This window comes from Colwellia sp. BRX10-9 (assembly GCF_014077405.1).
Classification (GTDB): domain Bacteria; phylum Pseudomonadota; class Gammaproteobacteria; order Enterobacterales; family Alteromonadaceae; genus Colwellia_A.
On record NZ_JACGVV010000004.1, the window covers coordinates 21,724 to 33,322 of the forward strand.

Annotated in this window: 7 protein-coding genes; 3 read left to right on the forward strand and 4 right to left on the reverse strand. The window is 39.9% G+C overall.

The window, feature by feature from the left end:
• Positions 1–85: 85 nt before the first annotated feature.
• The 4 genes from nirD to H4J69_RS03560 all read right to left on the reverse strand — a co-directional run bounded on the left by nirD (position 86) and on the right by H4J69_RS03560 (position 6,469).
• The gene (nirD, locus tag H4J69_RS03545) at positions 86–421 is read right to left on the reverse strand and encodes a nitrite reductase small subunit NirD (protein ID WP_182202631.1); all 336 of its coding nucleotides are present in this window, start codon (positions 419–421) and stop codon (positions 86–88) included.
• A gap of 26 nt (positions 422–447) precedes the next feature.
• Entirely contained in the window at positions 448–2,991 is a 2,544-nt protein-coding gene (nirB, locus tag H4J69_RS03550; RefSeq protein ID WP_182230005.1) for a nitrite reductase large subunit NirB, read from the reverse strand.
• Positions 2,992–3,208: 217 nt separating this feature from the next.
• The gene (locus H4J69_RS03555) at positions 3,209–4,990 is read right to left on the reverse strand and encodes a bifunctional protein-serine/threonine kinase/phosphatase (RefSeq protein WP_182213416.1); all 1,782 of its coding nucleotides are present in this window, start codon (positions 4,988–4,990) and stop codon (positions 3,209–3,211) included.
• Positions 4,991–4,996: 6 nt separating this feature from the next.
• A complete protein-coding gene (locus H4J69_RS03560; protein WP_182230006.1) occupies positions 4,997–6,469 on the reverse strand; it encodes a NarK family nitrate/nitrite MFS transporter in 1,473 nt (490 codons plus the stop codon).
• A gap of 700 nt (positions 6,470–7,169) precedes the next feature.
• Between H4J69_RS03560 and H4J69_RS03565 the strand changes: the two genes are divergently transcribed.
• The 3 genes from H4J69_RS03565 (at position 7,170) to H4J69_RS03575 (ending at position 11,597) form a co-directional block, all read left to right on the forward strand.
• Complete coding sequence (locus H4J69_RS03565) at positions 7,170–9,638, forward strand: S8 family serine peptidase (protein ID WP_182230007.1); 2,469 nt, start codon at positions 7,170–7,172, stop codon at positions 9,636–9,638.
• Between the two features lie 184 nt (positions 9,639–9,822).
• Positions 9,823–10,659 carry a DUF6689 family protein gene (locus H4J69_RS03570; protein ID WP_182230008.1) on the forward strand — a complete coding sequence of 279 codons (837 nt, stop codon included), beginning with the start codon at positions 9,823–9,825 and terminating at the stop codon, positions 10,657–10,659.
• A 35-nt stretch (positions 10,660–10,694) separates the two neighbouring features.
• A complete protein-coding gene (locus tag H4J69_RS03575; protein WP_182213423.1) occupies positions 10,695–11,597 on the forward strand; it encodes an FHA domain-containing protein in 903 nt (300 codons plus the stop codon).
• The last annotated feature ends 2 nt before the right edge of the window (positions 11,598–11,599 follow it).

Below are 11,599 nucleotides of genomic sequence, written 5' to 3' on the forward strand. Positions count from 1 at the left end.
TAAATTTAATGATGAATGGTACAAAATAAAAATCCCAGCACCGTTAACTTCGCTAGGATTTTTATGAAAATAAAGGATGAAATCCTTAACCAAATATTTCTAATTTTCCATCAGTAACACGTGTTTCATAGGTTTTAATCGCTAAAGTATCATCATCTAAACAGGCTCCTGAATTTAAAACAAAGCGTTGTTTTAATAAGGGTGAAGCAACGTAAATATTACCTTTAGTTTCACCAATTAAACCACGGTATAAAACGTTTGCTTTACCAAAGGGATCAAAGTTAGAAATAGCATAAACGGTGTCCTTACCTACTTGGAATAAAGCCACTTGTTCTTTGTTTGCTAATAATGCACAAACACCTGAGTTTTTAATTAAATCACTGGTTGAGCAAATGGTTTGCCAGCTATTTTCTGTTGTCATTTTATTTTCCTTATTCGTAAACGTATTTATGCAGGTGTTAAATCAACGGCTTGAATTTGAACGCCATATTTTTTCTCATCACCTTGAGCGGGTCTAATTTGATCACGCTCAGTAACGAATTCGATGTTGCCATCGACAGTGTCAGAGTTAACAAACTGACGAAAACGCTTTAATTGCTCTTCACTTTCGATGGTTGTTTTCCACTCACATTGATAGGTATCAACGACATTTTGCATTTGCTTTTCTAATTCAGCATTAATCCCTAAGTGATCGTCCTTAACTATTTTCTCCATGTAGGCTAAGCCGCCTTCTAGGTTTTCTAACCAGACAGAAGTACGGGTTAAACGATCTGCGGTACGTACATAAAACATTAAGTAACGATCGATATATTTCACTAAGGTTTCATCATCTAAATCAGTCGCGAATAAGTCGCCATGGCGAGGCTTCATGCCGCCATTGCCACTGACGTATAAGTTCCAGCCGTTTTCAGTAGCAATAATACCAATGTCTTTACTTTGTGCTTCAGCACACTCGCGTGTACAGCCCGAAACCGCAAACTTAATTTTATGAGGAGAACGCAAGCCCTTGTAGCGATCTTCTAAGAAAATGGCCATTGCCATGCTGTCTTGTTGGCCGTAACGACACCAAGTGCTGCCAACACAAGATTTAACCGTACGTAACGATTTGCCATAGGCATGACCAGTTTCCATACCTGCATCAATTAAGCGTTTCCATATCGCCGGTAATTGGTCAACACGTGCGCCGAATAAGTCGATACGTTGGCCGCCTGTTACTTTGGTATATAGGTTATATTCTTTAGCGACTTCACCAATAACAATTAACTTATCTGGGGTTACTTCACCGCCTGGCATACGTGGAACGACAGAATAAGTACCATCTTTTTGCATATTACCTAGAAAGACATCATTGGTGTCTTGTAGTGATACATGGTCGGGTTTTAATATGTAATCGTTCCAAACCGAAGCGAGAATAGACGCAGCTGCTGGCTTACAAATTTCACAGCCTAAACCTGAACCGTGTTTTTCTACTAAAAGGTCAAAGGTTTTAATTTGTTCTGCTTGCACAATGTGAAATAACTCAACCCGGCTGTAAGCAAAATGTTCGCAAAGGTCAGTGCTAATTTCTACCCCACGTTTTTCTAATTCGTGATCTGTTACTTTTTTCAATAAGGCGGCACAACCGCCACAGCCTGTTCCTGCTTTCGTTGAAGACTTTACTTCACCGACATCAACGGCGCCACAATCAATAGCAGCAATAATATCGCCTTTGGTGACATTCAAACATGAGCAGATAGTCGCGGTATTAGGTAAAGCATCCACGCCTAAGGTGGGTTTTTCGCCTGAGCTAGGTAAAATTAAACCGTCGGGATTTTCTGGTAATTCAATACCATTTAATGCGTATTGCAATAAGGTATCGTATTCACTGGTATCACCCACTAAAACCGCACCTATTAATTCTTTACCATTGGCACTGACCACTATTTTTTTATAAATTTGGTCAGGTTGATTTGAATAGACGTAGCTTTTACAACCTTGAGTACGGCCATGAGCATCGCCGATCGATCCGACATCCATACCCATTAATTTTAATTTAGTGCTCATATCTGCACCAGTGAACTGCTGTTCACCGCCAATAATGTTATCGGCAGCCACTTTAGCCATAGTGTAGCCTGGCGCCACTAAACCAAAAATAAAGTTATTCCACAAAGCACACTCACCAATAGCGTAAATATTTTCGTTAGAGGTTTTACAGTTGTTATCAACCACAATGCCGCCTCGCTCGCCAACCGCTAAATCAAATTCACGTGCTAAATTATCATAGGGGCGAATACCGGCTGAGAATAAGATGACGTCAGTTTCTAAATGTGTTCCATCGGCAAAATTCATTCGGTGAACACATTCTTCACCGTCGACAATTTCATTGGTGGCTTTTTGTGTATGTACCTGAACACCAATACCTTCGATCATTGAACGCAATAAAGCGCCGCCGTCTTTGTCTAATTGCACGCCCATCAATTGTGGGGCAAACTCTACAACGTGTGTCTGCAGGCCAAGTTCTTTAAGGGCGTTAGCGGCTTCTAAACCTAATAACCCCCCACCAACCACCACACCAACTTTACCCGCTTTAGCTGACGCTTGAATGTCTTCTAAATCTTGAATAGTACGATAAACCAAACAATGGTCACGTTCTTTACCTGGAATAGGGGGAACAAAGGGGTATGATCCTGTCGCCATAACTAATTTATCGTAAGCGAAAATGTCACCCGATTCAGTCGTCACGGTTTGTGCAGCTTTATTAATATTAGTGACTTTCGCGTTGGTAAAAAAATTAACGCCTATTTCGTTGTAATATGCTGGCGTAGTCATGGCTAAATCATCAGCAGTTTTTCCAGAAAAGTACTCTGATAAGTGAACGCGGTCATAAGCTAAACGGTCTTCAGCTGATAGAACGGTAATTTCATAGCCGGCATGTTTCGCCATTTCATCAACAAAGTGATGGCCAACCATGCCATTACCAACGACGACGATCTTCTGAGGTTGTGTACTCATTTTTGGAACCCTACTTCTTTAAATTACTGCTGTAATAGCAGAATTAGATAATGATTTGTTATTAGCAATAAACGAACCAAGTAGTTTTTTTTAATAAATTCAATTAGATAGTGATTTATGTGTGAGTTGTAACAGCGATTTTGCACTGCAGTGAAGGCATCAACGCACCAGAGGTGTGCACCATAATCATCAGCGGTAAGTGCAAAGGGGGAAAGGGTTAATTAACTAAAGATACCATCAAGGCAATAAACAATAAGGTTGATACTAATTGCCAAAAAAAGATAGGATCACGCTTTAACAAGGGTTGGTTTTTGTATTCTTCAACGGCAGATGAACTCGGTTTATTTAAATCACTAAAAAATTCTGAAAAGGCTCTATAGCGCTGTTTTGGGTCTGCAGCCGTTGCTTTTTGAAGGCTTAAATCTAACCACAAGGGTAACTCAGGTCGAAACTGTTTAATGCTGCGATATTGCATATCGTTATAATTTTTAATAGTGACTTCAGCACGTTGCATTGGTTTGTAAGGAAGTTCACCAGATAACATTTCATAACAAATAACCCCCAATGAGAATAGGTCACTTTGATAATCAGCTTGCATATGCAATAAGGTTTCAGGTGCAATATAATTTAATGAACCGTGTGGTACTTGTTCTTTTATTGTTTCTTGGTTTTCATCAAGTGAAGCGACAAATACGGTGCCGTAATCAATCAATTTAATTTGACCATATTCATCGATCATAATATTGTCGGGCTTTAAGTCGCGGTGAACTAAATCTAAACGTTGAAATGATCGTAATGCGCCGATCACTTGTTTCATTATATCGCGGACCTGCGCAATGCTAGGTTTAGGGTTGTCATGTAACCATTCACCCAGGGTTTGCCCTTTAATGTATTCACATACATGGTATAAAAACTGGCTGTCTTTTTTAGCGGATAATACACGCATGACATTAACGTGTTTAATGCGTTCTCCCACCCAAGCTTCCCGCATAAAACCTTGTAAATAAAAGGCGTCATCTGAAAAGTTAGCAGAGGGTGCTTTTAACACATAAGGCTTATCTGTTTTAACATCGACGACTAAATACAAGTGTGAACGAATACTGGCGTGTATTATTTTTTTAACAAGATAATCATCAAGTTTCTGCCCAACTTTTAATGCTGGAGGGATCGCTTTTGAACTTAGGTCGCGTTCAATTTCTGCCAGTTTCCGATTCGGTATCGCGTCAATATAAACCAGTAAGCAGGTCACATTGTCATGACTACCGCGCTCAAGTGCGGTGGCAACAATTTTTTCAGAAAGAGCTTCTAAGTCAGACTTATTTGGTGATAACGGCAATGAATCAAAGAGTGTTTTAAAAGCAGCTTTACTAACAAAGTCATGAATACCATCACAACTTAGCATAAATAAATCTCCTGCCTGTAAATCGACTTGATAAACATCAACTTCTAAATGGCTATCAGCACCTAATGCGCGTGTTAATAAATCCTGTTGCCCTATTTGTTTACGATTATGATCACGGGTTATAATTTCTAATTGTTGCTGGCGATATTTTGTTATACGGGTATCGCCAACATGAAAAATATAACCGGTGTTTGATTTAGCAATAAGCGCTGAAAAAGTCGTTAGCCATTGAGGCGAGTCTTGATTAACTAGAGCATCAACAAATCCGCTTTGTGAATACAACCAGTTATTTAAACTGCTTAATACTTTAGCGGCAGATTTCTGTGTAGACCATGTTTCGGGCGTAGCAAGATACTCTTGAATAAATTGAGTGACCGCAAGTTGTGAAGCTTCAGCGGCTTTACTTGCGCTCGATACTCCATCTGCGATAGCCACAACCGCGCCTTTAGCGCGTAATTCAAGTTTTTTTGGCACAATAGCAGCAAAAGCGTCTTGGTTTTCTGCCTTTAAACCTTTATGAGAAAAACCACCAAAGCATAGTTGTAAATCTACAACCGTGCTTTGGAGCGTTTGCTTCTCTGTATTGATAACACTCATGTTAGCTTAGTGACCGACATTAATTAATTCAACTGTGCCATCTTCACGTACCTCAGTCATTGTGCCTTTTGGCTCTACCATAAAGAGTAATGTAATAAAGCCTACCACAGCGGTAGCGGAAATCACCATAAAGAAAGTCGAGTAATCAACCATAGTTAATACGGTTAAGTAAACCACCGCACCCACGTTACCGTAAGCGCCTGTCATACCGGCAATTTGTCCCGTTAAACGACGTTTAATTAAGGGGACTGCTGCAAATACAGCTCCTTCACCCGCTTGCACGAAAAAAGAACAAGCCATAGCTGTTACTACTGCTAGGGCTAATGGCCATTCTCCGGTGATTTCCGACATGGCAAAATAACCCGCAGCTAAACCTGCTGTTAAAATTAATAAGGTTTTCTTTCGGCCAAACTTGTCTGATAACCAACCACCACCAGGACGAGACATTAAATTCATAAATGCATAAGTAGAGGCTAACATCGCTGCGTACACCATGCTTAATTCGAATGTTTCAGCGAAGAATAATGGTAACATCGAAACAACGGCCAACTCAGAACCGAAAGTTGCAAAATAAAGCACATTTAACACAGCCACTTGCTTGAATTCGTAACGATGAATTTCTTCGACCGGTTTTGAAAATAAGTGACCGTTTACTTTAATGGTTTGTTTTAATTCAATGGCAAACAAAACCACTAAGCTAATGTAGGCAATGACGGCACTTTGTTCTGTTAATAAACTGACACCGGCAGGTGATAATTTCCAGGTGAGTAAAGCTAAAGCGCCATACATAGGAATTTTCATAATGAGTAATAAGAAGAAGTCGCCCGTTGAGGTCACTTCCATTGCACCTGTTTGTTTAGGCTTGAAATACGTTGAACCCTTAGGTGTATCCGTTACGTTTTGATACCAGACAACACTGAAAACCAAGCTTAATACACCGGTAAAAGCAACGGCGTATCTCCAGCCATCTTCACCACCAAAGGCTAACGCTAGTGTAGGTAGTGACATGGCAGCAGCGGCTGAACCAAAGTTACCCCAACCCCCATAAATGCCTTCAGCCGTCCCTAATTCGTTAGCGGGGAACCATTCAGAAACCATACGGATACCAATAACAAAACCCGCACCAATAAAACCTATTAAGAAGCGCGAAAGTGCCGCTTGTTCAAACGTATCTGCAAGCGCAAACATAAAACAAGGGATACTACACACACCAAGCAAAACCGCGAATGTTAAGCGCGGACCGTATTTATCGGTAAGCATACCAATGACAACACGCGCTGGAATGGTTAACGCTACGTTTAATAACATTAATGTTTTTATTTCAGCTTTTGTTAGCCCTAATGAATCAGCAATAACTGACACCAAGGGAGCAAAGTTAAACCAAACAGCAAACGTAATGAAAAACGCTATCCAACTCATATGTAATGCTTTCATCTTACCTTTGAATGAAAATATATTGAGACCTTCTTGACCGCTCATGTACCACTCCTAAAATTGAGTCAATTAAATAAGCAGGTTTATTTAATACTCATCATTGATTGAGTTACGTAGAGCAAAGGTAGTGCCATCATTATTACTTTATCTATCACATTGTTTTAAAAGACTTTATTGTTATTTTTATTGTGTTGATAATTTTTGGTGCACAAGACAATGACGAATACGCACAAATAGAGTGCAAAAAAATAGTCAGTAATCAATGCATCATTAATGAGCACTTATATTTAGCAGACACCTTTAAAAAGGAGTCAATAAAACAGTAATGGTATTACGCTCCTTATAAGTACAATCCTCTAAAAAACGATTGTTATTGAAAGAGATTAGTTAGAGAAGCGCTTTATGGTTGAGTCAATAGTGGTGTTGATTTGAGGTTAGGTCACCAGAAAAATAGTGACGGAACTGTCCGCTTGATTAAGTCTCAGGTGATGTTATTTAAGATATAGTGGCTTGCTGTTTAAAAGTACCAAAGCCAGTTATTAGCGTATGAATTAAGAGGGTGAAAAAATGGCTGTGCTAAAACAGAACGCCGCTTAAATCTCCTTAATGACTTATCTGGAAAATTCACAGCTAGGGGTTTTCCCCCGCATAAAGTAGGGGCTGTTCCCGATGGTCTTATTTGCCAAAATCTTGTCAAATAATAGCGTAAATAAAATACACTTTTAAAGACGGGTAGATATAAAGTATGAAGACAATAATAAAGAACATGGCATTAACCATGTCAATCGCAGGTATCAGTCTTAGTGCAACCGCAGCTGCAGTCATTGGCTCTCAATTAGAGCAACAATTACAAAATATGACAGTAACGGACAGCGCTATGGTTGTTGTTTCCTATGATCAACTTGATGCATTAACAACTACCCAGTTGCAAAGCTTATTAAACCTTGGTTTAACTCAAGGTGTACAGTTTAAATCATTACCTATCGTAGGTGTAATGGCAAACGCTAATCAGATTAATCACTTAGCGGCAATGCCAGGTGTTCGTTCGATATTCGCTAACCGTTCATTAGAATATTATAATGCTGAAGCACGTCAGATAACAGGTGTAGAAAAACTACAATCTAGCGCATTCGACAACAACAATGGTATGAAATACACGGGTAAGGGCGTTACCGTTATTGTTAATGATTCAGGCATCGATGCAACATTAGATGATTTAGAATATGGCGTTAAAGTGATTGAAAATGTGCAAGGCGTTACCCATGCTCAAGCGCTTTCCTTAACAGGTTTTGACGGTATGTGGCTAGAAGGTCAACGTAACACTGACTTAAATGTTGGTCATGGTACACATTGTGCCGGTACTGTAGGCGGTTGGGGGACTCACTCTGGCGGCAAATACCAAGGTGCAGCACCTGGCGCTGATATTATTGGTTATGGCTCTGGCGCGGGTCTTTCTATTTTAGATGCGCTGGGCGGCTATGATTATGCTATTACCCACGTTTGGGATTTTAACTCTCCTATAAGAGTGATGAGTAACTCTTGGGGCTCTAGTGGCAAATATGACTCTGCAGGTCCAATATCTTTAGCGTCTTATAAAGCGCACAGAGTGGGCATTATATCGGTATTTGCTGCCGGTAATAGTGGTTCAGGCGAAGACACGCATAATCCATATGCTCAAATCCCATGGGGCATCTCTGTTGGTGCAAGTACCAAGCAAGGCGATTTAATCGATTTTTCATCGCGGGGTAAACGTGGTGAAAGCGGTGATTTTAGGATGCCAGACGGTTCAGCTTGGACTTATATCAATGAAGTGACTATTGTTGCCCCAGGTGTTGATATTATTTCGACACGTGCTAAAACCAATATCGCTTCTAATGGTGGTGCCGATGATATTGGTGTGATTGAAAACGAATACTTACCATTTTACACAAGAATTTCAGGCACTTCGATGGCCGCGCCTCATGTTGCCGGTATTATTGCCTTGATGTGGGAAGCTAATCCCAATTTAACCAATTTACAAATAAAAACTATTCTTCAAGAAACAGCTACTAATATGCCAGGTTACCAATCTTGGGAAGTTGGCGCGGGTCATGTCAATGCATATGCAGCAGTTGCTGGAGCCCTAGGTTATAACGAACAAAACAGTGCAACGGTGAACAATCTCAATACCTTTAATGCCAATGCGATTATTATTGATGATGAATCACCTGAGCCATTTAGCGTTTTATTTACCCCAGTAGGTGAACCTGAAGTCCATCTATTTAACGTTCAAGATGATGCCGCATGGATAAGTGCTTCTTCTGAAACATTGGCCAATCTGGTTAAACTTAAATTGGAAGCTCCAGACGGTACCGTCTATTTTGGTAACTTAACAACGCCTGTGCTAAGTAGCACCATGCGAGTTTCTGCACCAGCACAAACCGGAGAATGGAAATTATCTGCCTTTGGCATCACTTCTTTATCAGGTGTACAAGCTGATCCAACAGGTACCACTAATGGTCCTGGTATTCCTGAATATATCGAAGGTGATATTTCAATTTTAACCTCAGGTGGCTACGAAGGCCTAAGCGACATTGCCGGACATCCTGCAGAAAAAGCAATTGAATTTGCGGTCAGTGAGCGTTTAGTTGATAGTAAAAACGATCAATCTTATCGTCCAGATGCTAAGTTAAGACGTAAAGAGCTGGCGCAATATTTAGTCATGGGTATGTCAATTAGACAGCACCGTGGCTTCTTAAATGATAATAAAACAGTCTTTACAGATGTTAACGCGAAACACGCCCCCTTCGTTGATGCCGTCACGGAAACTGGCTCAGCGCTTAAAGATCGAGTACAAAACCAAGCACCGGTGATGATCTCTAATGGTGATAGTTTTCAACCACACGCTAAGGTGAATAAACAAGAGTTAGCTTATTCACTGGTACAGGCACTCGGATTAGAAAGACAAGTTAAAGACTTTAGTGGTGATATAACCGTCGAATATAACGGTGAACGTATTGCTGTTAAGGACTCAAGCGATATTAATGAAGCGCTAAAAGGTTATGTGCAGGCTGCAATAGATATGTCATTAATCGGGGTTCGTTTCGCTATTGAACAAGGACCTTATGACCTATCGCCAACCGTTGTTGCTTACTTTGAACCAGCCAGCGTTGTTAAGCGTGGAGACTATGCCATTATCATTAGTCGATTATATGATGGATACTTACGTAAATAACTGTTAACACTTAACATTTATATAATTAACATTGATAACAAAACCAACCTGACTAGGCTTGGTTTTGTTATTAGTAAAAGCACCATAGAACTTGCTAATTGACGTAGATCAACGTAGGTTCTAGCTAGAACAGTGTAAAAAATAATTTGATGACATTGTCAGGTTACTATCCAGAGGACAAAATATGTTGCATATAAAAAAGCTACTTACTTTAGTACTAACATCAACAGCTATGTTGGTCAGTACAATCTCATTCGCTTCTGAATCGGTGTCAGTCAACGTACAAGGTAATAAGGTCGAGGCTGTTATTCATTTACCGGGCAACATTTCTGCCGATATGACTCTACAATTCGAAAATGCGGTTGGTTTAACGAAAGAAAGTTTAGGACTAACGGCAGAAATTATTGACGTTACCTCATTAGATTTTATTGACCGTTTACCCGATGGCTTAAATATCTCTCCCTCTGCAGCATTTCCAATGATGATCACCATTGAGCCTTTGGCGAACAGTGGCTTTTCATTTTCAGGCTTAGCTTCGGTTGATTTACACACACATAATTTAGAATATACCGCGGGTACACCGCTGCGTTTCTTTAAAGCGCCACTTAATGGTGAGTTTAAAGATATCACTATGACTATGGGTGCCGGTAGCTATAGAACACGTGGTTCAACAGGGCGTTTCTCACAATTTATTATTGTTGCCGATTTACGGGCTCCGTTGGTTGTTGTTAACCAAAAATTTAACGATTTACAAACTGCACTCAATGATTTTTCACCCAAAATAAATGCAGCGGTTTATTCGATGTTACTGCAAGATGTAAATGAAATTAATCAACTTATTTTGTCGAACAATTACCATATGGCGAGTAGTAAGCTCAATGACTTTAATCGCCGTATTAATGATAATAAAGGCATAAATATTCCTGATGTTTGGCGTTCAAGTCGAGATATTCATAATGTTGCTGGCGAGCTTATGGCTTATGCCAACACATTACGATTCAGCTTGCGATTAATCAAATAGCATCGACAAAATAGTGTTCAATTAAGGGTGATCTTATGCCAGCTAAAATTACGATTTGTTATCCGGACCAACCAGCGATAGAAAGTTTTCTTTATGAAGATAATGGTTACCGTTTAGGACGTTCTCACGAATGTGAGTTGTTGCTTGATCATCCAACCGTTTCTCGCCAGCATGCTAAAGTTGCCCATTTAAACGAAATTTGGCAACTTGATGATGAGCGCAGTCGTAATGGCACTAAAGTTAATGGTATAGCAATTACCCATTCCACTTTAAAAGATGATGCGATTATTTCTATTGGCGAACTCGATTGCCTTTTTGAAACTAAGTCGTCAAAACAAGTTGATGCAATAATTACCCACAATGCATGGCGCTTATCGAGTAGCCAAACACCTACTTCAATACCGTTGACCGAACATTTAAAACAAAATCTCTCTGAACAATTGCAAAATATTATTATGTTGACAGGCACTCAACGCGGTATCGTCTTACTTGGCGATACGTTAGCTTCACTTAATGTCAGTATTGCCCATGGTATGCAGCGAAATGATTTTAAACTATCAGATTTTGAAGGCAGTGTTGGCGCGATAACACGTTGTTTTGAAAGCGGACAAAACGTAGTTGCCATGGATGTTTCATGCCATGAACTGTTAAGTGCTCGTAAAAGCATCGAACTGAAACAAATTGCTGCTTTAGCCTGCATTCCACTGTTTTATGAGCATAAAGTGGTGGGAATTGTTTATACCGACAGCAAAATGTCTGATAAAGTGCTAACCGAGTTGGATATAGAAATCTTAAGCAGTATGAGCCAACAACTCGAAGCAACCGTTCAGGCGATGTTGCTGCAACAATCTATTGATTCATTGCAACTAATTCTTAATGAGAACTCGATATGGACATCTAGCGAAAAAGACTGTAGTTTGCTGAATTTGTGTCACTAATA

Coding starts and splice junctions, on each gene's coding strand:
- nirD (WP_182202631.1), bottom strand. CDS start 421: ATGACAACAGAAAATAGCTGGCAAACCATTTGCTCAACCAGTGATTTA.
- nirB (WP_182230005.1), bottom strand. CDS start 2,991: ATGAGTACACAACCTCAGAAGATCGTCGTCGTTGGTAATGGCATGGTT.
- H4J69_RS03555 (WP_182213416.1), bottom strand. CDS start 4,990: ATGAGTGTTATCAATACAGAGAAGCAAACGCTCCAAAGCACGGTTGTA.
- H4J69_RS03560 (WP_182230006.1), bottom strand. CDS start 6,469: ATGAGCGGTCAAGAAGGTCTCAATATATTTTCATTCAAAGGTAAGATG.
- H4J69_RS03565 (WP_182230007.1), top strand. CDS start 7,170: ATGAAGACAATAATAAAGAACATGGCATTAACCATGTCAATCGCAGGT.
- H4J69_RS03570 (WP_182230008.1), top strand. CDS start 9,823: ATGTTGCATATAAAAAAGCTACTTACTTTAGTACTAACATCAACAGCT.
- H4J69_RS03575 (WP_182213423.1), top strand. CDS start 10,695: ATGCCAGCTAAAATTACGATTTGTTATCCGGACCAACCAGCGATAGAA.